14 protein-coding genes are annotated in these 23,900 nt (G+C 51.4%); 9 read left to right on the plus strand and 5 right to left on the minus strand.

Going from position 1 to position 23,900, the window contains the following annotated elements:
* Window positions 1-67 precede the first annotated feature (67 nt).
* The 4 genes from nrdJ to AC1S52_RS31840 all read left to right on the plus strand — a co-directional run bounded on the left by nrdJ (window position 68) and on the right by AC1S52_RS31840 (window position 4,550).
* On the plus strand, window positions 68-2,401 hold the full coding sequence (gene nrdJ / locus AC1S52_RS31825) for a ribonucleoside-triphosphate reductase, adenosylcobalamin-dependent (RefSeq protein WP_482033068.1): 2,334 nt from the start codon (window positions 68-70) through the stop codon (window positions 2,399-2,401).
* 293 nt (window positions 2,402-2,694) lie between these two features.
* On the plus strand, window positions 2,695-3,507 hold the full coding sequence (locus AC1S52_RS31830; RefSeq protein ID WP_482033069.1) for a hypothetical protein: 813 nt from the start codon (window positions 2,695-2,697) through the stop codon (window positions 3,505-3,507).
* Between the two features lie 338 nt (window positions 3,508-3,845).
* Window positions 3,846-4,052 (plus strand): ssl0294 family protein, encoded by a 207-nt coding sequence (locus AC1S52_RS31835; RefSeq protein WP_482033153.1) that lies wholly within the window; start codon window positions 3,846-3,848, stop codon window positions 4,050-4,052.
* Window positions 4,053-4,271: 219 nt separating this feature from the next.
* Window positions 4,272-4,550, plus strand: coding sequence for an RNA recognition motif domain-containing protein (locus AC1S52_RS31840; RefSeq protein ID WP_223046017.1), 279 nt, complete (start codon window positions 4,272-4,274; stop codon window positions 4,548-4,550).
* Between the two features lie 64 nt (window positions 4,551-4,614).
* Here the strand turns inward: AC1S52_RS31840 and AC1S52_RS31845 are convergent, their stop codons facing one another.
* Window positions 4,615-5,307, minus strand: a complete 693-nt coding sequence (locus AC1S52_RS31845; protein ID WP_482033070.1) for a RibD family protein — start codon at window positions 5,305-5,307, stop codon at window positions 4,615-4,617.
* Between the two features lie 210 nt (window positions 5,308-5,517).
* Here AC1S52_RS31845 and AC1S52_RS31850 point away from each other — a divergent pair, with 210 nt between their 5' ends.
* The gene (locus AC1S52_RS31850; protein WP_482033071.1) at window positions 5,518-7,560 is read left to right on the plus strand and encodes a sensor histidine kinase; all 2,043 of its coding nucleotides are present in this window, start codon (window positions 5,518-5,520) and stop codon (window positions 7,558-7,560) included.
* A gap of 115 nt (window positions 7,561-7,675) precedes the next feature.
* Here the strand turns inward: AC1S52_RS31850 and AC1S52_RS31855 are convergent, their stop codons facing one another.
* Complete coding sequence (locus AC1S52_RS31855) at window positions 7,676-9,226, minus strand: ABC transporter ATP-binding protein (RefSeq protein WP_482033072.1); 1,551 nt, start codon at window positions 9,224-9,226, stop codon at window positions 7,676-7,678.
* Between the two features lie 69 nt (window positions 9,227-9,295).
* The gene (locus AC1S52_RS31860; protein WP_482033073.1) at window positions 9,296-10,366 is read right to left on the minus strand and encodes a BMP family protein; all 1,071 of its coding nucleotides are present in this window, start codon (window positions 10,364-10,366) and stop codon (window positions 9,296-9,298) included.
* Between the two features lie 356 nt (window positions 10,367-10,722).
* Here AC1S52_RS31860 and AC1S52_RS31865 point away from each other — a divergent pair, with 356 nt between their 5' ends.
* From AC1S52_RS31865 to AC1S52_RS31875, 3 genes are all read left to right on the plus strand, one after another.
* Entirely contained in the window at window positions 10,723-10,914 is a 192-nt protein-coding gene (locus AC1S52_RS31865; RefSeq protein ID WP_482033074.1) for a hypothetical protein, read from the plus strand.
* 3 nt (window positions 10,915-10,917) lie between these two features.
* Window positions 10,918-12,030: an AI-2E family transporter gene (locus AC1S52_RS31870; protein ID WP_482033075.1), complete on the plus strand. Its 1,113-nt coding sequence runs from the start codon at window positions 10,918-10,920 to the stop codon at window positions 12,028-12,030.
* Window positions 12,031-12,162: 132 nt separating this feature from the next.
* Window positions 12,163-14,490, plus strand: coding sequence for a Tex family protein (locus AC1S52_RS31875; RefSeq protein WP_482033076.1), 2,328 nt, complete (start codon window positions 12,163-12,165; stop codon window positions 14,488-14,490).
* Between the two features lie 89 nt (window positions 14,491-14,579).
* Here the strand turns inward: AC1S52_RS31875 and AC1S52_RS31880 are convergent, their stop codons facing one another.
* Window positions 14,580-18,227, minus strand: coding sequence for an ATP-binding protein (locus AC1S52_RS31880; protein ID WP_482033077.1), 3,648 nt, complete (start codon window positions 18,225-18,227; stop codon window positions 14,580-14,582).
* A 557-nt stretch (window positions 18,228-18,784) separates the two neighbouring features.
* On the opposite strand from AC1S52_RS31880, the gene AC1S52_RS31885 reads away from it, so the two are divergent.
* Window positions 18,785-19,669 carry a circadian clock protein KaiA gene (locus AC1S52_RS31885; RefSeq protein WP_482033078.1) on the plus strand — a complete coding sequence of 295 codons (885 nt, stop codon included), beginning with the start codon at window positions 18,785-18,787 and terminating at the stop codon, window positions 19,667-19,669.
* A 110-nt stretch (window positions 19,670-19,779) separates the two neighbouring features.
* On the opposite strand, the gene AC1S52_RS31890 is transcribed toward AC1S52_RS31885, so the two are convergent.
* Window positions 19,780-23,760, minus strand: a complete 3,981-nt coding sequence (locus AC1S52_RS31890; RefSeq protein ID WP_482033079.1) for a PAS domain S-box protein — start codon at window positions 23,758-23,760, stop codon at window positions 19,780-19,782.
* Window positions 23,761-23,900 lie beyond the last annotated feature (140 nt).

Consider the following 23,900-nt stretch of genomic DNA (forward strand, 5'->3'; position numbering starts at 1 on the left):
TAAATCTCGATCAGCCCCATATTTAGTATAAGTACATACGTTTCACCACAAAAGCGAGATCCCATCTATGGTTCGAGAGCTTGAACAGGTACGTCCCAAAGATGTTCTAAACGGCAATGGAACCTCCCACCCGGTTTCAATGCCCGTTACCAACCAGTTTCCAGAAACCGCACCGACCGCCAATCCGGTTTTCTACAGAACCTACAGCCGCCGCTCTAACGATCGCCGCGAACCCTTAGAAGCGGTGATCCAGCGGACAACGGCAGGGCTGGTGAAACTGGGTCGCCTCACACGGGATGAGGCGCAACTGATTGCACGGATGCAGAGCGAATTGAAAAGCCTGCCCTCCGGTCGCTGGCTCTGGGTCGGCGGAACCGCCTGGATTGAAAAGTCAGAAAACTTCTCTGGAGCTTACAACTGCACCAGTACCAACGTGATTGACTGGCGAGCCTTTGGGCTGATGATGGATCTGGCAATGATGGGCTGTGGTACCGGGGCAATCCTGGAGCCAAAGTACATCAGTCAGTTGCCGTCGATTCGGAATCGTCTGGTGGTGAGTTTAGACGGAGAAATTGGCACGACGACCGCAGGGCAACGGCGCGATCGCACTGAAGTGACTACCAACGGCAACCAGGTGCGAATCGATGTTGGTGACAGTCGCCAGGGTTGGGTGCAGTCTTACCAGGCATTGCTGGAGCTATCCACGGACAATCGCTTCACTGGCGAAGTCCAGGTCACGGTCAGCCTGAGGGATGTGCGTCCCGAAGGAGAGATCCTGAAAGGCTTTGGTGGCGTTGCTAACCCAATTCGGTTGCCAGGGCTATATGAGCGTTGCGCCACGATTTTGAACAAAGCGATCGGACGGCAATTGACCTCTGTGGAGTGCTGCCTGTTAATTGATGAAGCGGCAGCCACGGTGGTTGCCGGGAACATTCGGCGGTCTGCCGGGATGCGTCAGGGAGTTAGCAATGATGAGGCATTTGCCACGGCAAAAGAAAACCTGTGGCAGCAGGATGCCGCCGGAAACTGGCGGATTGACCCCGATCGCGATGTGTTGCGGATGGCAAACCATACCCGTGTCTACCACCACAAACCGACCGAACAGGAGTGTGTGGATGCGGTTCGCAAACAGTTTTACTCTGGGGAGGGCGCAATTCAGTATGCGCCAGAGGCGATCGCCCGCTCTAACCGTGACTTGTTGGTTACGACTGAACTTCGGGCTGAGTTTCTACAAGCCTATAACCAGGGCACTGCTAAAGCATGGCTCCAGCAGCGCTATCCTCAGATGCCAGCCAATGAATTGGACCATCGCTTGGGACGCTACGGTTTAAATCCCTGCGGAGAAATTCTTGGGGCAGATTTTCACTGCAACTTATCAGAAGTCCATTTGAATCAAATTGATCCCCGCAACGTCAAAGAGCAGGAAGAGGCATTTACCGCCGCTGCCCTTTCAGTGGCGGCGCTGTTAAACCACCACTTCACAGAACCGCGCTATCAACAGTCGCGGGAACTGGACCCGATTGTGGGAGTCTCCTTCACCGGACTATTTGATTTCTTTGTCCACGCCTTTGGGGTCGATTGGCTGCGCTGGTGGGAAACTGGACGACCAGAGACTCCGGCAGGACTCGCTTTCAAACAGCGGGAGCAGGAATACCTGACCTACTGGCAGGAGATTGTCCATCGGGTTGTGTGGGACTATTGCGATCTCCACGGCATCAAACGCCCCAATCGCTGCACTACGGTTCAGCCTGCGGGCACCAAATCCCTTCTGACTGGAGCCAGTCCGGGTTGGCATCCGCCCAAGGCACAGCGGTTCATCCGGCGGATTACCTTCCGTAAGAACGATCCCGTCGCCCTTGCCTGCCTGGAGTATGGTTACAGCATTGTGCCCTCCCAGTCAGATAAGGATGACCAGGGAAATTTACTCAATGACCCCTTTGATCCCCGCTGTACGGAATGGCTGGTCGAGATCCCGGTTGAGGTTTCCTGGGCAAATTTGCCCGGTGCCGACGAGATCGCGATTGAGAAGTTCTCTGCCCTGGCGCAGTTCGACTTCTATATGCAGGTGCAGAAGTACTACACCGCTCATAACACCAGTGCCACGATCGAACTGACTGAAGCTGAAGTTGAACCCCTGGCAGAACGGATTTACCAGGCGATCGCAAACGACGAAGGTTACATCAGCGCTGCTCTCCTGGCTCGCTTTGATGCTCCCTTCCCACGGTTGCCCTTTGAAAAGATCGACAAAGATACCTTCGATCGCCTGCAACAGGAAGTTAAATCTCGCCAGCGCACCAGCGACTTCTACGCGGCATTGAGCCGCTATGACTCTGGCTTCAGCCTCGCCGAAGGTCCGGCTGGGTGCGACAGCGACAAATGCATGTTGCCAGAGAAAAAATAGCTAAAGAGGGGACGAATTATTAAACCGTCCCCTCTCTTATTGACCGTATTTCAAGCATTAATGGTTACATGCAACAGACGTAGATTAGCTCCCACTAATGCTGTGGGTAAAGCTTTTGCATCCACTGACGACTCTAGGATGTTGCATCTTTTCAAATTGGTGCACCACCACCAACCTTAAGCAAAGACGCGAACATTCAGGACGAAGATTGGTTATTCAAACCATTTTTAGTCGCCAGAAATCGCTTATCAGTGCATCTCAAATACGAAACTCAATCACAAAAGGTTAACCCAATGTCCAAATACAGCTCATGTAACAAATCTGGAAATGCTAAACAAGCTTTTGAACAACAGGGAAAAGTGAAAGGTCATCCAAATCAGATATGTCTAGACAATATCATAGTTGGTGAACCAAAAACGGGAAGGAAATTTGATCAAAAAAGAGCAAATGCTTCTCCTCTTCAGGAGGAATTATCCAGCTCGCCTAGTGAATCTCCCCGTAAATATTCTTCATTGACCGAAATTCTAAAGGCTACCTGGAAACCAACTAGCAGAAGCAAAGGGTTAATGGATCCCAGTCCCCTGAATCAAGCAGAAAGAAAATGGAGCCAGCTTAACCAGAAGCGCTTGGGAATTGCTGTTCATAAAGGGATCGCTGATTACCTACAAGGGAGCAACCTCTTGTGCTATGACCATAAAGTACGCTCCATGATCCAGAGTGTGGTAGAGGAAGGTTTATTTGACGACATACAGGGTAAACCTTTGGTGGAAGTACCATTGTGCTGGAGTAACCCTAAAGAACTAATTGGGTTTAACACCCGTCTGGATGCTCACCTTGTTTTGAATGGCAAACCCACCCTTCTAGAATTTACCTATCGTCCCCACCGCCTTATCTCAATTCATGATTTGGGCAGAGACAAACTTGCCCAATTAGCAGGCACTTTGGCTGCTTGTGCCTGCCATGATTTAGGTACCCAAACAGCTATTCTGGTAGCGATTTACCCTTTCGGTCGTCCAGGCTTCTTTATCATTGATGACCTTGACTTCCTACGAGGTGTTTGGAAAGGCAACCTTCACCCTCGGTTGCGTCAGTTCTATGGCGAGTAACTCTACCTTGAATTTGTAGCTAAGACAGTGTTGTAGTTGGGGAAATCTTTCTGGCTACGAAGCTGGAGCTTCCCATCGGCATTGCCAAGCTCCAGCTTGGTATGTGATTAGCGCCATTTACACTCGTTGCCAAGCTCCAGCTTGGTAACGAGGTTATGAGCATGCACTAATCACATACCCTGCTTGGCAAGGAGAAAAGTCTTTTTAACTCCGAACTCTTAACTTTCAACTCTCAACTCCCTTCCCTCCCCACCCTGCTCCCCCTCTCCGCTCCCTCCCCTCCCCACGCTACAATCTCCAAGTAACCCGTTACAACCAAGGGAGTTTTAATCGTGTTTATGGATGAACTGATGCCTGTTCTGAAAGAGTTTGCCCAACAGCCGATCGCTTTTGCAGGCGGGTTCTTCTCTGGGCTGTTTCGCCTCAACCTGTCGGATGACCCGGTCAAAAGTTGGTTGGATAAGCAAGCTGGAGTTGCCTATACCTCAGTTGATGAAGTTAATAATGGCAGGGGTAGTGGGCCGCAATCGATTTCAATTGAATAGGAAAAGCTGGGTAGTTTAGTCAGCCTGGCTGGGTTAAATTGGCAGGATTAACTATTAACTTCTTGTGATCCAATGCCTTTTGGCATAGTGCTTTCAGGTATTTTGGTAACCGATTGCACCTCTATCAGGTATCCAATTTTTCAGAATGGAACTGGCAAGTATGTTATTTCAAGATCTATGGGATTAGCTCCCTAGCTCCTCATAGATCAGCAGTTCCCCATGACTATCTACATTGGAAACCTATCCTATCGGGCAACGGAAGACGACCTGAAAGAGGTCTTTGCCGACTATGGCACCGTGACACGAGTTGCCCTGCCAACCGATCGCGAAACTGGGCGGATGCGTGGTTTTGCGTTTGTTGAGTTGGAAGAAGATGCCCAGGAAGATGCCGCGATCGCCGAGTTAGACGGGGCAGAATGGATGGGTCGTCAGTTAAAGGTGAACAAAGCTAAACCCAAGGAAGACAGCCGTTCCGTTGTGAAACGGGTTAGCGCCTAGCAGTCTGTGGCGTAGGTTTGGTAGCCCTGGTTCAGACAGAACGGAGTTCGGAGTAGGCAGAATTTTACCTGCTGACGCGGTAGTGCAGAAACACCTCCTGCTCCAGCGTTCTTACCTCCACCAATTCCAGGTGGGGGGCAGTGGCTTGCAGGAACCCGACACCCTCTACGGCAGTGGGCGAGTTTGCTCCTCCTAGAACCAGGGGACAGAGGGTAAACCAAAATTCATCCACTAATGCTTCCGCCAGCAAAGAAGCCACCAGTCCTCCCCCACCGAGAATTGCCAGATGGTTCAAGCCAAGCTCGGTAAACTGGTGAAAGGCGGCAAGCCAGTCAATTGTCCCGGCGGCGGTTTCAACTACCAGGATTCGCTCAAACTGGGTTCCTGGTTGCCAGCGATCGCCCCCGACCCTGGTGGTTAGCAGCCAGCGCGAAACAGGCTGCCGAAAAAAGGGACAATCGGGGTCAATTTCTCCAGATTGGGAGCAGAGAATTTGTACAGGTTGGAGGGGTTTACCCTGCTGCTGCCGCTGCTGCAACAGGATTGGCTGCATCACTCTCATCGTTGTGCCGTATGCCCTCAAGGTTCCCGCCCCAAACAAGACGCCATCCGCCTGGGCAACCTGTTGCTCCAGATGGGTTTTGTCATTGGCGGAACCAAATCGGGCAGCGGCACGAGTATGGTCAGCGATCTTGCCGTCTGCACTCATCGCCAGAATCACCGTGGTTGAGGGGCGATCGCCCATAGCCTTTACCAAAGGAATTAAGCCTCGTCAGAATTTAAATTGTCAAGTTATTTGGACTATTGGATGCAAGGTTGCAATAATTGAGATTAGTCTTTTTTTAGATATTCTGAACTGGATGGGAGTCGAATTTGACTGCGATCGAGCCATAGGTGAGGATGAGGGCTTGTTGGTTCAACTGAGAGTGTTGGCTGTTGGAGTTTTCAGAGCGGTTTAAGAGTTCCTATGGCTAAGCCTCGTCAGTCATCATTCCGTCGTCTTCTGTTTGCCAGAATTTTGCTCCTGAGCATTCCAGTATTGCTGGTGGGTGAATATATTGTTTACCGCAAAGCTCGTTCTGGTCTATTAGAAACCGCTCGCCTCAATCTCACCTCCAGCGCAATCCGCAAGGGCGAGACGATTAAAGATTTGATCGAAGCACTCCGGTCTAACCTGGTGACTGCCAGCGAAGCATTTGCTCCCCAAATTGACCAACCCCAGAGAGCACAGGAGTTTGTCAGCCGCATGTCTCGTTCGCTGCCCAAGTCAGTGCAATGCATCCAGCTAACAAATATGCAAACAGGGCAGCTTGAAGCCAGCACCTGTGGTAAACAACCCGTCAGCCGCGAGCTTGATAGCTTCTGGTTAAAGCCATCCCAGGTTGCCCTCGACCCCCAGTCCAGCATCCGAATCTCATCCGTCAATGCCGATACGCTGGCAAGGCTGGCGACCCCTTTAAGGCAGCTTTACCTGGTACTACATGCTCCAATCTTTGACTCCTTTGGGCAACTGCGTTACGCCCTGAGTGTGCAAGTTGCCCTCCATACCCAAGGTGACAGTCAGCAAGGGACTCTTTCAGGCGACACCGTCGTCTTTGACCAGGATGGCACCATTCTTGCCCATCCCAGAACCAGTCAGATTGGTCGAAATATTGAGCAAGAAGGTGATGGACCTGTACTTCAGGGAATTTTGGCAGGTATTCTGTCAAACCCTGAAAAGCAGGAATTTCTGCACTTATTTGCCTTTGATCCAGACGGTAGTGAGTGGCTGGCAGCCTACAACCCGATCAAAATCCCAGTCAGGTCAGGAGAAGACCGCACCTGGGTGGTGATGGCAGTTGCCCCCATTAGTAGTGCTCTGTTTAGCCTGGAAGAGGTGAGACAAATTCTAATTGTTCTGACCTTAGGGTTAGTGGCTGCCAGTCTGCTGGCAACCATCTATGTTGCTCGCGATTTAGCACTTCCTTTAGAAGAACTGGGGGCTTATGCCCTCCGCATCTCCCAGGGCAACTCTTCGGAACGGGCACCGAAAGACTTTAAGGTGCGAGAGATCAATCAGCTTGCCGCAGCGCTTGACAGCATGGTGCAGCGATTAGAGGAGCGGGCTGAAGAACTGGAAACCGCCTGGCAGGAGGCACAGATCGCAAACGAGCATAAGAGTGCATTTCTGGCTACTACATCCCATGAACTACGAACTCCTTTGAATGCGATTATTGGTTGTGTTCGTCTGGTTACAAATGATTTATGTGAGAGCCGGGAAGAAGAACTGGACTTTTTGCAGCAGGCAATTAAGTCATCGGACCACCTATTACAAATTATTGAAGATCTGCTCAGTCTTTCCAAAATAGAAGCGGGTGAAGTGGAACTCAATCTTCAGCCTGTCTCTATTCAAGACTTGTGCCAGCAGAGCATCAGGATGGTGCAGATTAGAGCCGACAACAAGCAATTGTCCCTATCTTTAGAGATTGCGTCTCATCTAGATCGGGTATCGCTGGATGAGCGCCGTGTTCGCCAGATGGTGATTAATCTCCTGTACAACGCAGTGAAATTTACCCCAGAGGGGGGACAGGTTCGGCTCAGGGCATGGGCGGGATCTGGCTATCAGTTGGAACAGGAAAACCGCCCTGACCGCAGCCCGGTGAATCCCACCACGCCCTATCTCTGTCTGGAGGTCAAGGATACCGGGATCGGGATTCCTGAAGATCGGTGGCACCTTTTGTTCCGTCCGTTTCAGCAGGTGGACTCTTCTCTAACTCGCCGACATGAGGGTACGGGCTTGGGCTTGGCGTTGACCAAGCGTCTGGCGGAACTGCACGGGGGAACCATGTCATTTCAGTCCGTTCCAGACCAGGGGAGTACCTTCCGGATCTGGTTGCCATCCCGGGAGGTGGAGCCTCCGCCTGAAACCGCGATCGCCAACGGTTCCTCTGGCAATCCCCACAATGGCGACACTGCCGATGAGCCTCGCCAGATTGATACCCCCGATTCGACGCTATCATCGGGGCTTTGATTCATGGGAGAGAGGGAAGGGGTTGTTGGTTGTTAGTTGTTAGTAAGGGTATGTCCTGAAGTAAGCCTCCAGACCTCCGAGGTTTTCGAAACCTCGGAGGTTTCACCCTGACGAATCAACTCTCAACTCTCAACCCCTCTCCCCCCGTCATCAGCAACCCAACCTGTTCCAGCGTGGCAGTTTTAGCGTCCAGTGTGGCAAGGAACTGCCCTTCGTACATGACTGCAATGCGATCGCCTATTGCCATCACCTCTTCCAGTTCCGTCGAGATGTAGAGAATAGCGGCTCCCCGCTGTCGTTCTGCCAACAATGCTTGTTGCACATACTCTGTTGCGCCCACATCCAAACCTCGTGTGGGTTGCATGGCGATGATCAAACCCGGTTCGCCCGATAGCTCTCGCGCCAGCACCACTTTCTGTTGGTTCCCACCCGATAGTTGATGCACTCGCAGTTTGCCACTGGTTGCCCGAATGTCAAAGTTATGAATGGCATGATCGGCGTTGGCATCAATTTCAACCTGGCGCAGCAACCAGTGACGGCAGAAGGGGAGAAACTTGAAAGCCTTTAAGATTAGGTTACGGGCAATGGTGAAACGCATGACCAGACCCATCTTTTGCCGGTCTTCTGGGATGTAACCCAGTTTCAGATGCTTGACCCGTTGTTGGGGGGACCAATCTGTAATATTTCGTCCACTTAACTGGATAGTCCCGGCGGTCACTGGACGCAGACCAGCGATCGCATCTGCCAGTTCTCGTTGTCCGTTGCCATCCACACCCGCGATCGCCAAAATTTCCCCCGCCCGCAGTTGGAAGGTCACACCCCGTAAGGCTGGCAGGTTGCGATCGTCTCTCACCTGCATCTGTTGCACGTCCAGAACCACCTCTCCTGGGCTTGGCTCAGGTTTATTCAACTGAAACAGAACTTCCCGCCCCACCATCAGGCGTGCCAGGTCGTGCCGGGTTGCCTGTTGGGTGGTTGTGGTTGCCACAACCTGACCTCGCCGGAGCACGGTCACGGTATCGCACAGGTTCAAGACCTCTTCCAATTTGTGACTGATGAAGATAATCGTGTGCCCACGGTTAGCTAACTGACGCAGGATCTTAAAAAAGTTCTCAACTTCCAGGGGGGTCAGCACCGCCGTTGGCTCATCCAAAATCAGTAACCGTGCTTGCCGATACAGTGCCTTCAAAATTTCAACCCGCTGCTGGCTACCCACGGGCAAATCACCCACTCGGGTAAACGGATCAACCGTCAGACTATAAGCCTCAGACATTTGGGCAATCTCATGGGCTTTCTGAGACAGACTCAGATGTAGGGATGGCTCTGCCCCCAGAATAATGTTTTCGGTAACGGTGAGTTGGGGCACCAGCATGAAATGTTGATGGATCATGCCAATGCCCTGCCGAATTGCTGCACTGGGAGAAGCAATTTGAACGGGGTTACCCTCCAGATAAATTTGTCCCGCATCAGGCAAATAAAGTCCCGACAGAATATTCATCAGCGTGGTTTTGCCCGCCCCATTTTCCCCCAGTAATGCATGAATCGAACCTGCCCTCACCTCCAAATCGATCGCGTCATTGGCGACAAAAGCACGGAACCGTTTAGTAATACTCTCCAACCGAAGATAGCTCGCCCCAGTAGAGCGTGGTGCAAATTGGTCTACCATTCGTGCTCCCTACCACCTACCACCTGCCCCTGCGTCTTAGAATCGTTGCTGAACTTACGCCGCAGCCTACTAAGCTGTCCCCTTCACACAGCGAGTCTCTTTTCCTTCCTCAGTACAGGCTTGAAAGGTAATTTGCTTTGAGAGGATGGCAGCTTCGGTTTTGTTGACCTGATCTTGCAGATCTTTGGGAACCGCATCATTGAATTTGCCCAGATACAGAATGTCAGCCTCTTCCAACCCCAAGGCGTACACCTGACCTTTGAGTTCACCCTTGGATGCCAGTTCAGCAAGTTTGGCGATCGCCAGGTCAATCCGCTTAACGGCACTGGTCAATACGGCTTTAGGAGCGACCTCTAACTGATCGGCGGTGTTGCCGAAGGCATAAATCCCTTTATCCGCACAGCTTTGCAGAACCGTTGGCGAGGCATTATCTAACCATTGGTAAATGACATCCGACCCCGCAGAAATAATCGCTTCAGCCGCTTCCTTGGCTTTGGCAGCGTCGTTCCAATCGCCGGTAAAGGTAGAACTGATCTGAATAGTTGGCTTCACAGACCGGGCACCCAGAATAAAGCCACGTAGTTCTTCCTGGGTTGCCTGAAATTCCTGACCCGCAATATACGCCATCTTGCCAGACTGGCTCATGGTCGCACCAATAATGCCGCACAGGTAACTTGCCTGAAGGTTATCAATCAGGAGCGAGGCATGGTTGGCTCCAGTCGCAGCCCCATTGACACCGACAAAAAAGGTGCTGGGGAATTGGGGCGCGACCTGCTTGATCGAGGCATCAAACTGCCCCCCGTGGGCATAGACTAGATTGAAGCCTCGGCGGGCAAAGTCAGACAGTGCCTCAACCTGATCAGCCTGACCCACCTTCTCCACATAGGCAGTTTCAGCCCCCAAACGGGATTTAATTTCATCTAACCCTGAATAGCCAGCCTGATTCCAGGCTTTGTCGGTGATAATTCCTGGCAACACGATCGCCACTTTGAGGCTGCTGGCATCGGTTGCGGCATTGGGTGATGCGGCAGGTGAAGAATTGGTGGGGGGTGGGGGGCTACTGCACGCTTTTAGCAGCAGACTGCCGCTCAGGGCGGCTGAACCGTACAGGAAATGGCGACGGTTATATTGGGGGGGCATACTTATCTCAATCCTTTTCTGGGAAATGGGGTAGTGTCTGGGATCAAACACTAAATTTTAGATTTACCTGAATCCTCAACGCTGGCTTTATTTTAATGGTTGTCCTTTAGCCGTTCAGTGCCCAGATTCACAACTAAAAAAGCAAGCGCGCGATCGCGCAACAAAAAGGGGGATAATTCCTTATCTGCAAATGTGCCACAGCCTATCCGATACCCATTTAAATCGCAGCTTGGGAAAATTCATGACTGAAATCCAGTTTTGATAGACGTTTCACCCTCTACATCTAAAATCCAGGATGGTATAAAATTCCTGATTCCTTCCCCCTATAGCTCCATTGATACTTTGAACCTTAATTTATGACTGATTTTGTATTGAAAGTAATGGTACTCTCAGCGGGATTGGCGATCGCCATTAAGTACCTTGGTCCAACTCTACCGATCCCAGCTTCAACGACGGCAGCACTTGTAGGTGTCTGGTTTCCTGTATTGCTGATGACCGTTATCCTGGGTTGGCGCTGGCAACAACAAAAGGACAGAAGCGAGGAGTAAACCGTGAATCTGGGGCGTTGGATTGGTCTGCTGGTATTGATTGCTGCCTTATATATTCTGTGGCAGATTCGACAAATTCTATTGCTGGTATTTGCAGCGGTTGTGCTGGCAAATAGCCTTAACCTGTTAGCACAGCGGTTACAGAAGGAAGGAATTAAACGTTCAGGGGCGGTTCTGATTGCCATCCTGTTTATGCTGGTGCTGATGGCAATCTTCTTCTGGTTGATTGTGCCACCGTTCGCCCGCCAGTTTCAAGAGCTTTTCGTTTTAGTGCCTTTAGGCAGTGATGAGTTCAGTAGCAAGATTGAAGGATGGCTACTCCAGTTAGTCCCCGGTGTATTCAAGCCCTATGTTCCGCGGTGGGAAAGTCTGGTGCAACAAGCACAACCGCTGGTCAACAAACTTTTAAGCGGTTCGTTCGCTTTTTTCTCCAGTTGGTTTGGCAATATTTTGAACTTTCTTCTGGTAGTTGTTTTAGGGTTAATGCTGCTGGTCAACCCGCTTGCTTACCGTCGCGGTTTCATTCGCCTGTTTCCGTCCTTTTATCGGCAACGGGTGGATGGTATTTTGCTGGAATGTGAAGTGTCGCTGGGGCGCTGGATTGTTGGTGCCTTTATCAGCATGGCAGTGGTGGCTGTTTTCAGTACCCTGGGGTTGATTGTGATTGGAGTACCAGCCGCATTGGCACAGGGCATCCTCTCCGGGCTACTCAACTTTATTCCCAATATTGGTCCAACCTTCAGTGTGGTTCCCCCGATACTGATCGCCTTGCTCGACCCCCATACACCTGTGCTGAAAGCCTTACTGGTTCTGGGTCTATATATCCTGATTCAGCAACTCGAAAGCAGTTTTTTGACTCCTTATATCATGTCACAACAGGTTTCTCTGCTTCCGGCATTGACCTTGATGGGACAGGTCTTTTTTGCAACCATTTTTGGTTTTTTAGGTTTGCTGCTGTCAATTCCCCTGATGGTGGTCGTCCAGATCTGGGTAAGGCGAGTGCTGATAGAAGACGTGCTCGATCGCTGGGGCAGTCCCCCTCCCTCTGAGCCAATAGCAGAACCGCTAGTCATCGAAGAATCGGACGATATACCCCAACCGTCCCTGCCAGAATAGTTTTTTTGATAGGGAATGTTCAAGTGAGTGCGATTACCTGTCTCGCTGTAATCTGGGTTGACGCTGGGAAAACCAACCTACAAGATCGGCGATCGCACTATCCTAAGAAAAGGTTTTCTGAACTGGACTGCTATGCTCAACATTCCCCAACATCTGGCAACGGAACTTTCGCTCAAACCTTTTCAGGTCAGCAATGCCCTGGAACTGTTGGCAGAGGGATCGACCGTGCCCTTCATCGCCCGCTACCGTAAAGAACGCACGGGGGAGATGACCGAAACCCAACTACGGGATCTGTTTGATCGTTATGCCTACCTGACCGAACTGGAGGAGCGGAAGAAAGCCATCTTACAGGCGATCGCCCAGCAGGATAAACTCACCCCAGCGCTTCAGGCACAGATTGAAACCTGTCTGCAAAAAACCGAACTGGAAGACCTCTATCTGCCCTACCGACCCAAGCGCCGCACCCGTGCCACCATTGCCCGTGAAAAGGGATTGGAACCCCTGGCAGACTGGATTAAGTCGCTGAATCTGTCTAATGCTGCGGTCAAATCCCTCCAGGAAGAAGCGACTCAGTATGTTTCTCAGGACAAGGGAGTTGCCACGGCTGAAGATGCCCTCAAAGGAGCCAGTGACATCCTGGCGGAGGAAGTGGCAGACAAGGCAGAACACCGGGCTTATTTGCGGGATTACCTGATGGAATCTGGATTGCTGGCATCACGGGTCAAAGGCGACCATCCCGAAGGTTCCACCAAGTTTGAGATGTATCGCAGTTACCGGGCGAAGGTAAAAACAATTCCGCCCCACAACCTGCTGGCGCTCTACCGGGGTGAAGCAGAAGAAATTCTGAATGTGGAACTGGAGTTTGATGAAGATGCAGCGTTGTCTTACCTGGAGTCCAAGGAAATTCGCACTAAAGTGCCTATCCTGCGCCAGTTTTACCGGGATATGCTGAAGGATGCCTTCATTCGACTGATGAAAACGTCCTTAATCAACGAGGTGCGTTCAGCTAAAAAACAGATCGCCGATATTGAATCGATCAAGACCTTTGAGGCAAACCTGCGGGAACTGCTGCTGGCTTCTCCGGCGGGGATGAAACCGACGCTGGCGATCGACCCTGGTTTTCGCACTGGCTGTAAGGTGGCAGCGCTGGATCAGACGGCTAAGTTTCTGGAATATCAAACTATCTTTCCCCATCAGTCCGCCAATCAGCGCCATGAAGCCGCCCGCACCCTGGCTCATTTAATCCAGAAATACGGGATTGAATTGATTGCGATTGGAAATGGGACTGCCGGACGAGAGACGGATGAGTTTGTGACCGAAGTGCTGACAACCCTGGAGCGCAAACCGATCAAAGTGATGGTGAATGAAGCGGGAGCATCGGTTTACTCTGCCAGTCCGGTGGCGATAGCCGAATTTCCCGATCAGGATGTGACGGTGCGAGGTGCGGTCAGCATTGGTCGGCGTTTACAAGACCCCCTGGCTGAACTGGTGAAAATTGACCCCAAATCCATTGGTGTAGGGCAATACCAGCATGATGTGGATCAGAAATTACTTAAAAAGAAACTGGATGAAACCGTGGAAAGCTGCGTTAACTACGTTGGCGTAGACTTGAATACCGCGTCGAAGGAACTGCTGACGTTCGTTTCTGGTATTACCCCCATCATTGCCAACAACATCGTGGCGTACCGCAATGAAAACGGGGCGTTTCGCGATCGCCGTCAACTGCTCAAAGTTGCCAAGCTGGGACCCAAAGCCTTTGAACAAGCGGCTGGATTTTTACGCATCCGAGATAGCAAAAACCCCCTGGACAATACAGCAGTTCACCCGGAAAGTTACTCCGTGGTAGAAGCGATCGCCGCCGATCTGAACCTGCCTCTGACACAAATCACCGACGTTGCCAGTCGCCTCACGTCCACCGGCTTAAAAAAGTATGTGACTGACACCGTGGGCGAACCAACCCTGCGGGATATTTTGGCTGAACTGGAAAAACCGGGCAGGGACCCCCGCGCCGAGTTTAAATACGCCACCTTTAAGGAAGGCGTAAAAGAAATTTCCGATTTGAGTCTGGGCATGGAGCTAGAAGGGGTGGTGACGAACGTTGCCAATTTCGGTGCCTTTGTGGATATTGGGGTGCATCAGGATGGGCTGGTTCACATCTCCCAACTGGCAGATCGGTTTGTCAGCGACCCACAGCAGATTGTGAAAGTGGGTCAGGTTGTCAAAGTCCGAGTGCTGGAAGTGAATGAATCCTTAAAGCGGATTAGCCTTTCCATGCGGTTGGGCGATCTCATCCCAGACAGCCCAGATCGCAAACCACAAGACAGACAACCTCAACTGGACAAAAAATCTCAACCGAATAAGAAGTCTCAATCGGATAAGAAATCTCAATCGGACAAGCAACCTCAACCCAAAGCCCCCTCCCTGGAGGACTTACAAGCAAAGTTCGGCAAGAAAATTTAAGGGAATGGGCTAATTAAAGTCCCATTCGGTATTTTGCCCACGCTGAAAGTCGCTTTGGACTCGCTCAACTCCTGGCACCCAATTCCCCCTTACCCTCTCAAGACCTCATAAATCTGACTCAGAAGTTTTTCCATAGGCAGGGAAGGGGGCAGAATCTGGGTTGCCAGTTGTTGCAGGATAGCGGGTAAGGGTTTAACTGGAGATTGGGAGTTGCCTGCTTCGCGATCGCGATGATCCAGCACCAGAATGGGGGGCTTTTCCTCTAATTTTTGCAGGCTAGAGAGCATTTCCAGGGTACTGGTTTGAGGTTCGCCCTCGGTCCAGCAAATCAACAGTAGATCGATACTTTGAGATTGCACCTGCTGCAAAACCTCCTGCCAGCAGCGTCCTATCAGTCCCCGTAAGCCAGCCGTTTGTAGATATTGAGTTAATGCTTGCAGCCATTCCGCTTCCTTGGGAAGCCCACCCAGAGTTTGGTCGGGTACAGTTTGGAGGTTAGCATCCGGGGATGACGGGAGCGTTGCCAAATTGAGAGCCAGGATAGACGGCCGCCATGCATAACCAGCGGCAATTTGAATCACCTGTAATAGGGCAGAGGTTTCCGTTGCGTTCTCGACCACAGCCGGTGAAACAGGCGTAGCAAGGCAAGGAAACACCAGCAGCCCTGGCACCTGGTTGGCTGCCTGAGTCGTTTCCTGGTTCAGAGTGACCAGTGGGAGGGATGACAGAAAGGTTTGCTGGCTGAACTGCTGGAAGTAAATAGCGGAGTCAACGGGAGTGCCATCCAGCAATACAACATTCGGTTTCCAGACTCGAGCCAGTAGTTCTGCCTGCTCCAGGTCGTCGGCTTCTAAAACGTGGTAGCGATGGGAATGGAGGAGGCGGGTCAGGTCAGCGGTAGTGATTGCGAGATGAGGATCCATCCAGGCACCAAGACCAAGGCGCAGAATCGTCAAAACATGGGATGGGGGGTTAGCCGTGACGGGTTCGCCAGGTTCAGGTATCAGTTGCCCTAAGGTTTGGCGCAGAGCCTTTGCCTGAACAGGCAAACTAAGCCAGCCATCCGCCTGACTCTGGTGAGTATGGATTTCATCCACTTTAGTTGCCATCATCACGACTGGAATCTGTCGGGTATCAGGGCTAGATTTAAGCAGTGTTACCACATCCCAGCCAGAAAGCAACGGCAGCACCGGGTTCACAAAAATCGTACAGGGTTGCAGACGACGGGCTTTTTCTACCGCTTCTGTCCCTGATCGGGCAATCACAACCCGGTATCCCAGCCCTGTGAGTTGATCAGCCAGGGTTTCAATAAAAGGAGGAGCGGCTTCCACAATCAGCACCAGGCGCTGGCGTAACCTATCCTGTACAGAATCACGACTGGTTGCCGTCTGATACAGGGCATTCCACGGAGGTGCCGGTTGGCTGGGCGTATTCAACCATACCTGACCGCCGGGATGGATGGTTTGTAATGGATCGGAGGCATCACTGTTGGGGGCGATCGCCGATTTCCCCGGTGGGCTGGGAGGCAGCAGAATCGTAAATTGGCTTCCCTGTCCGTCCTTTGAAATAAACGTGACATCCCCCCCATGCAGACGGGCAAGCCGTTGAGTTAAGACTAAACCCAAGCCGGTACCCTCAAAGCGGCGAGTCAGGGGATTCTCTAACTGCTGAAATTTCTGGAAAACCAGATGTTGCTTCTCCGCTGGAATCCCGATCCCCTCATCCCAGACCGTAAAGGCAATCCAGCCACCCCAACGGTTTACCTTTAGCCCAATCTGCTTATCCGGTTCTGTGAACTTGAGGGCATTAGTCAGTAAATGGAGCAACATCTGACGCAGACGTTGTTCATCGGCAACGAGCATTTCCAATCCAGCTTCTACCTCCAACGAAAACGCTGGAAACTGGTAGTTATCAGCGATGCTCTGCTTATCGTCTAACAGCCGTAACTGTTGCGCTTGCTCAAATGCCCGGTTACAAACTGTTCTGATATCAACTGGTTCAGAAACCAGATCTAACTGCCCGGTTTCCATCCGGGTCAGATCCAGGATGTCATTCACAACCGCCATCAGTTGCCGACCGCTTTGGTAGATAAGCTGGGCATAATGCACCTGGCGCTGATTCATCTCGCCCAGGGTCTGATCCTTCAGCAGGCTCGATAAACCCAAAACAGCCGTCAGGGGTGTGCGAAGTTCATGACTGATGCATGCCAGAAACTCATCCTTCAAACGATTCAGGTGGATCAGGTCTACGTTTTTAGCGGTCAATTCTCGGGCAAGCTGCTGTTGCTCCGTGATGTCCTGTGCCAGGATGAGCCAGAGCGTATGGGAGTCTGGGGGAGCAGATGGCGGCACAGGTTTAGCTTCTGCCTCACCGGAGTGAATTGCATCCACTAGCTCCATCAGGGCAACCGGAGCCTTATAGGAAGTTAGAATTTGGGTCGCCAGACAAAATGGTTGGGCTGAAACCGTTGCCTCTGAAGCCTTCGATGGATGATGCCGGGTTGCCAGAGGGGCGATCGCCTCACGCCTGGTTGGTAAAGCCAGTGTCCCCACCGGAATCTTTACAAACTGAAACACCTGCTCCTCACCATTTTTTAGTGGGTAGGAGCAAATACAGGTGCCCGGTTTGGCTCCCAGGTGGCACCAATGTGAACCCAGTCCAGATTCCACTCCATCCATGAAGGAATCGGTCAGCACCGGATTAGGGGATGGTAATGCCTCTGGCTGATAGAAATTGAGCGGTGTTTCAAGGGCTTGTCGCGGCACCGATCGCAGGCGTTTCAGCTCACATTCCTGAGCCGGAGGAGCTGTTTCTTCTGCGGGCACATCTAGCAGCGTCGAAATCTCCTGTTGGATCCTGTCAGAATCCACCGAGTCATCTACCTGCCGCCGCCAAACAGAATTTTGTGCCAGAATTCGCCCATCTCCAGCCTGGAGCATCAGGGGTAAGGGCAACTGCTCTAACAACTCCAACAGTGGGTGCAGGGGATTGTGATCCACAGAAGCAGACAAATCCACCTGCGCAAGCTGCGATCGCAACGATGCCTCCAGAGTCTGAAGCTTACCTGGGTGTTCCATCAGTTGGTGAATCGTCTCTTGTTGAGACTTCACTTGCTGCTCCAACTCTCCCTTCTGAGCTAAAAGCTGCTGTGCCAGTCGGGCTGTTTGCCGCTGCTCATACTTCAAAGCCTTTTGGCGCTTGGTTTCAGCCGCTTCCCTAATAACAGGTTCAACCATAACTGGCGGCACCTGCCTCTCCAACTCTGACCGCTCCGCCAGATGGGTCGTCAAAAACCGAAGTAAGCAGGCGTAATTGAGTAGCCCCAGACATTCACCGCGATCGCCAACCACCACAAAATCAGACTGAGCTTGGGCATTGGGGTCAAGCAAAAACTGCCCAATTGGCAATGCACCCGATAGAACAGTGACCGGCTCAATCAAGGACGGCTCAATTGGTTGAGGAAAATGATTGGCTTTTGTTGCCTTCCGTGCTTTCTTCAAGGGCGGCTGTTGCCTCCCCATTCCTGCCTGAAGCAGATAAGGGACCAATCGACACAGACGAACCAACCCTGTGGGGCGCATCTGCCCATCAACCAAAACCAGACAGTCGGATAGGCTGTCTGGGGATTGTTTGCCATCCCACCCACTTGCCTCAAACGCTGCTGTCAAATCCGCAGTTTCAGAGCAAGTAGGAACTGGCTGAATAAATTCTCGAAGACAAGCATTGGTTAAAAGCATGGAAAACATGCCCAGCGGGACACGGCACAGAGCGGACTCTAAAAGGGATGTTCAACAAGTTCATCAGGGCAATCCGGGACAGGAACCACCGAATGCAGGCAAAGGACAAAAGGGCTTGGGCAAACACTGAAGCGGGAAATGACTGCAATTAATAGTCACAAATATAGTTGTAGCCCAATTATCGCGTGATTTAAGAGAATCCACCCGTAGAGGGCGATCGCTTTGTAACTATAATTAATTAAGTGTTGAAGTATTAACAAAAGTTTAAATGTTTACTAAAAAATCAGACTATAGCGTTTCCTTTCTTGGTGAGGTACATCTCATCTGTTTGACTCAAGGGCTTTACGGCTATCCATGTACCTCACTGGATTCAAAAACGCTATATAGCGATTCTCAAACTAGTGCGGTACAAACTAATGCCAGAAACCCTTACTGAATAACGCCGTTTGACCGCACACACAAATGGGAATTGCTATATACGCCTTGAGTTTGATTGTGATTCTGCCAATCTGTAAAGCCCAACTCTCACCCCAATCCTTCATTCCTTAACGAAGCCATTGTCTGCCCATTTACTAATCGGTATTTTTCTGAAGACAGAACGGCTCATTCAGGCGGTTGTAGAAAGCCTGAGTGATAATGACTATACGGTTATCCAGACCCGATCGACTGAGGATTTTTTTACGTTTATTGATCAAGAAAAACAGCAGGTAGACTGTCTAATCTTACAGGATGATCCAGATCTGCTGCTGTTAGCCAACTGGCTGCATGGTCAGGCTGTTTTGCTACCTGCTATTATCATTAATGCCGATCTCCCCCAGGAGTCTGTAAAGCCTCCATCGGACTCTCCTAAAGGCGAACCATTCTTTCTCTATCACACCGCAGAAGTTTGTATTGCTGAGTCCCAGATTGATCAACTGACTGGCTATATTGACCAGGCGATCGCCCAATTTATCCATCTTTCTCACTCTTGCAAGCTAAGAAAACCTCATCTCGCTACAGAGCAGACGATCAACCCCGTAGCACAAAACTTCCTTAAATTACAACAGCAACGATTAACCGACAAACTGAGGGAGCGGCTAGGGTACCTGGGTGTGTACTACAAACGGAATGCCAAGAATTTCTTCCGACACCTCTCCTCTGCTGAAAAAAAGGAACTTCTAGACCAGCTAAAGCTTGAGTATCGGGACATTCTTCTGCACTATTTTGCAAGTGATGACTCTCTCAATCAGCGCATCGACGATTTCGTCAACACCATCTTTTTTGCTGATATTCCAGTCGCCCAGGTTGTAGAAATTCACATGGAACTGATGGATGAATTTGCCAAACAGCTCAAACTGGAGGGACGCAGTGAAGAGATCTTGCTAGATTACCGGCTCACACTGATTGATACCATCGCACATTTATGTGAAATGTATCGCCGATCCATTCCTAGAGAGCCTTGAAGCGGAGCAGGAAGGGAAGGGAGTGAGCGATAAGGAATGAAGGGTTTGGAAAGATGCGTATTATCTTTGCATGGAGCTTGTCTCGTTTGTGGCTAAAGGACAGCAATAGGCTAGACGTGCTGCCCCCTGCTAGTGACGGTAGCAATCATCTGAACTAACTCATTAGGGTTAATAGGTTTAGCCAGATGGCATTGAAACCCAGAAGCCAATGCTTGCTGGCGATCCATCTCTCCAACGTAGGCAGTCAGGGCAATAGCGGGAGTTTCTCTCCCTTCTTTTAGTGCCAGGCTACGAATCTGACGCATCAGCATATAGCCATCCATTTCAGGCATCCCAATATCACTGACAATGATGTCTGGAACCTCTTGAGCGAAGGTTTGCAGTGCTTCGGCTCCAGAGGTAGCAATGGAAACGATCGCCCCTGCCTGTTCCAAAACAAACGCTACAAATTCGCGTGAGTCTGCATCGTCATCCACAACTAAGATGTGGATGCTGCTTAAATCTCCGGTTGAGTTGGCAGGTGGGGCGATCGCTGGCAATTCATGGGAGCGCCGCGTCAGTGGGATGCGAACGGTAAAGGTAGCTCCTTGTCCTTCACCCTGGCTCTCAACCACGACGGTTCCCCCATGCAGTTCCACAATTTGCCGCACGATCGCCAATCCTAATCCCAAACCACCGAATTTGCGTGTGGTGGCTCCATCTTCCTGCCGGAAATTCTCAAAAACATGGGGCAGGAAGTCAGCGGGGATACCTTTTCCAGTATCGACCACTTGAATTTGCGCGTGGGTTTCATCCGCAGCCAGGGCAACGATGACTTGTCCCCTGTGAGGTGTGAATTTGACCGCGTTGGATAACAGATTCCACACCACCTGTTGCAACCGCCCGGTATCTCCGGTCACACTGCCAATAGCAGGTGAGATCAGCGTGTGAATTTGAATCGCTTTCGCTTCTGCAGCTAAGCGAACCGTTTCCAGGGCTTCAGAAATGACTGCACTGAGCTCAACCGACATCACGGTTAAGCTGAGTTTGCCGCTGAGAATCCGGGAGATGTCAAGTAGATCGTCAATCAGTTGCGCCTGGAGTCGAGCATTACGCTCAATGGTCGTCAATGCCATTGTGGTTTTTGCTGCATCCAATTTCCCCTGCTGCAACAGGGCTGACCAACCGAGAATAGGATTGAGGGGCGATCGCAATTCATGGGACAGCATGGCTAAAAATTCGTCTTTGATCCGGTTGGCGCGATCGGCTGCCTCTCGTGCGGCTTGTTCACGGGTAAGGAGTTGTTCCCGTTCTGCCTCAATCTGTTTTTGCTCCGTAATATTGAGTACGGTGCCGACAAAGCGTTGTGGATTGCTGGCAGAATCAAAGTAAGCCTGTCCTTTCGCCGCAATCCACCGTTCAACCCCATCTTGAATCCCAATTGTCCGGTACTCTGTGTCAACCTTGCCAAGGTTGGCTGGATTCAAAGCCCATTGCAGCACTTGTTCTAGGCGTTCGCGATCGTCGGGGTGCAGTCCTGCAAAAAAGACCTCAATGCTGCTCTCGGCTTCGGGTGGTAAGCCAAACATGGCTTTGCAACCCTCATCCCAAACCAATTGATTGGTGACCAGATTCCAGTCCCAGGTGCCCAATTGAGCCGCTTCGATCGCCATGCGGAAGCGGTTTTCACTGACGCGCAAGGCTGCTTCCGTGCGGGCGCGCTCGACTGCTGCCCAGGTGCGCTCGGCGACTTCTTCTGCCAAAGAGATCTCGTCTGGGGTCCAAGTTCGTGGATTGGATGTGTGGACTGCCAGCCCAGCTACGAACTCGCCCCCCTTGACCAGCGGTATGCCGATGTAAGCACCGATCTGGATCGCAGCGTAAGTTGCTCGCTGCTCGGGGGGCAAGTTGGGATCGGCTGCGACATCAGATGCACACACGGTACGACCAGTGCGGTATGCTGCAAGCAGTTCGTGCCCAAACGAATCAATCGGGTAGTGACCAGCCAGTGCTTTAGCTTCATTGATGTAATCCCGCTCAACGACGTAATCAGCACCACGAACCTCGAAGTATGCCACCCGGTTGGCACCAAGATATTCACCGAGTACACGGCTAGCCATTGACTGGATCTCTGCTGGGTCGTCAAGTGGGCGCAGCACATCAGCAAGAGAGACGCGAAAAGCATCCAACTCGGCGGCTCGGCGCAAAAGTTCTTCTGCTCGTTTGCGATCGCTAATGTCTTTGAAGACAAGGGCAACTTTTCGCGCCGCTGGCTCACCTGTGCGGCAGGCATAGACATCGAACCAACGGTTCAGGGTTTTAGAGCTATTTTCAAACCGAACAGCCTCACCGGTCAGCGCGACTTGACCGTAGGTTTCGATCCAGTGGTCTTCCAGATCTGGAACTAGCTGACGCGCTGTTTGACCAACGGCTTGTTGAAGCCCCGTTTGTTGTTCAAAGGTGGGATTAGTTTCTAAAAAACGGTAGTCAATCGGCGTATCATTTTCGTCAAAGAGCACTTGAACAATGCAGAAGCCTTCGTCGATCGATTCAAACAGGGTGCGATAGCGTTCCTCAGATTCACGTAAAGCAGCCTCAGATTGTTTGCGATCGTCAATGTCAATCACTGAACCAATGAAGCCCTTGAACTCGCCATTTGCATCAAACCAGGGACGCGCTGCATCGATGCAGGTGCGGTATTCGCCGTCTTTGCGACGCAGACGGTATTCGAGTTGAAACGCTTCTTGGCGTTGATTGGCTGATAGAAAAATTGCTTTAGCGGATTCGCGATCGGCTGGATGCACGACATCGAGCCAGCTAAATCCCGGTTCATCTGCCTCGGTTTGCCCTGAGAAGTCATACCAGCTTTGACTCAAGAAGGTGCAGGAACCTGTGGTGTCCGTCACCCAAACCATCATCGAAGCGTTGTCTGCCAGGTTGCGGAATTGTTGCTCACTGGAGCGTAATACTTCTTCTGCCCGTTCGCGATCGGTGATGTCTCGCGTTACGCCTGCCACGGCTTCTACTGCACCCTTTCTGTCCACAAGTGGCACGAAAATATATTCGTAGGCGCGGGTGCCGATCTGGCTAGTGTAGAGCGTTTCATCCTTGAGCGGCTGGCGGGTGCGGATCACCTGTTGAATCTGTTGCTGAAGTCGGGTTGCTAAATCCGGTGGGTAATCCAGCTCAAAAAAGTTCTTTCCTAAAGCTTCATCCAAAGTTTTCTGCCACAGATTAAGCAACGCCGGGCTGATATATGTGAACCGTCCCGCCAAATCAAAGGTGTAAATAAAATCGGGAATGGCAGCCACGATCGCATCGAACTTCCGCAGTTGCCGTTCAAGTTCGGTACGGCTCTGACGGGAAACGGCTTCTGCACGGGCACGTTCAACGGCTGCCCACGTCTGCTCTGCGGTTTCCTCGACTCGTTTCACCTCCGATTCTGTCCACTGGCGAGGGGTTGCCTGATGCACCGCTAGTAAAGCGACGAATTGACCATTCTTGAGCAGCGGTACCTCAACATGGGCAGCGATATCGAGCGAGCGATATCTTGTCTTCTCGCTGGCGGTATATCTAGGATGATTCGCCACATCAGGAACGCTTGCCGTTTGCCCCTCTTGATGGTCGTCTGCCAGGTTACATCCAAAGTTTTGCAGATGGTACAGCCCACCCAGTTCCGAAACACCGTTCGTGTAGTTTTTATGGACAATGACTTCCTTGCCACTGGGTAACACGTCGATGTAAATGACACGGCTTGCACCCAGAGACTCGCCCAGAACACGGGCAGCGATCGCCTGAATCTCATTGGCGTCAGTTAGTGAGCGTAGCGCATTGGTGAGCTTGGCTCGAAAGGCATCGGCTTGGGCAGATTGGCATAAGGCATGGATTGCTGTACGCTGTGGCGGCAGATCTGGTTCTAGCCGTATTTTTTCTAGCTGCTGGGCTTGATCGAGTTCTGTCAGCAGGATCTGCACAGCCGTTTTTAAGTTGTCCTGCCAAGTTTCAACCGACCCTAGCGGCGTTTGCGACCAATCGAGCGATCGCAGCAGCATCGCCATCTCACTATCGCCTGTAAAAATCTCAGAGGGAGCCTGATCGATTGCACCACTCACGTACATCTACCTCTTTGAAAAATACTAGCGTTAGGCATATGGCATCTGCCATATCCAGTATCTACCATAAGGTAGTAGGGCTAATCCGCCTCAAGAAAGAATTCAAAAGCTACTCGTGATGGCACTTACTCTACCGTCCG

This window comes from Kovacikia sp. CALU 1929 (assembly GCF_056784235.1).

Coding starts and splice junctions, on each gene's coding strand:
- nrdJ (WP_482033068.1), top strand. CDS start 68: ATGGTTCGAGAGCTTGAACAGGTACGTCCCAAAGATGTTCTAAACGGC.
- AC1S52_RS31830 (WP_482033069.1), top strand. CDS start 2,695: ATGTCCAAATACAGCTCATGTAACAAATCTGGAAATGCTAAACAAGCT.
- AC1S52_RS31835 (WP_482033153.1), top strand. CDS start 3,846: ATGGATGAACTGATGCCTGTTCTGAAAGAGTTTGCCCAACAGCCGATC.
- AC1S52_RS31840 (WP_223046017.1), top strand. CDS start 4,272: ATGACTATCTACATTGGAAACCTATCCTATCGGGCAACGGAAGACGAC.
- AC1S52_RS31850 (WP_482033071.1), top strand. CDS start 5,518: ATGGCTAAGCCTCGTCAGTCATCATTCCGTCGTCTTCTGTTTGCCAGA.
- AC1S52_RS31855 (WP_482033072.1), bottom strand. CDS start 9,226: ATGGTAGACCAATTTGCACCACGCTCTACTGGGGCGAGCTATCTTCGG.
- AC1S52_RS31860 (WP_482033073.1), bottom strand. CDS start 10,366: ATGCCCCCCCAATATAACCGTCGCCATTTCCTGTACGGTTCAGCCGCC.
- AC1S52_RS31865 (WP_482033074.1), top strand. CDS start 10,723: ATGACTGATTTTGTATTGAAAGTAATGGTACTCTCAGCGGGATTGGCG.
- AC1S52_RS31875 (WP_482033076.1), top strand. CDS start 12,163: ATGCTCAACATTCCCCAACATCTGGCAACGGAACTTTCGCTCAAACCT.
- AC1S52_RS31880 (WP_482033077.1), bottom strand. CDS start 18,227: ATGCTTTTAACCAATGCTTGTCTTCGAGAATTTATTCAGCCAGTTCCT.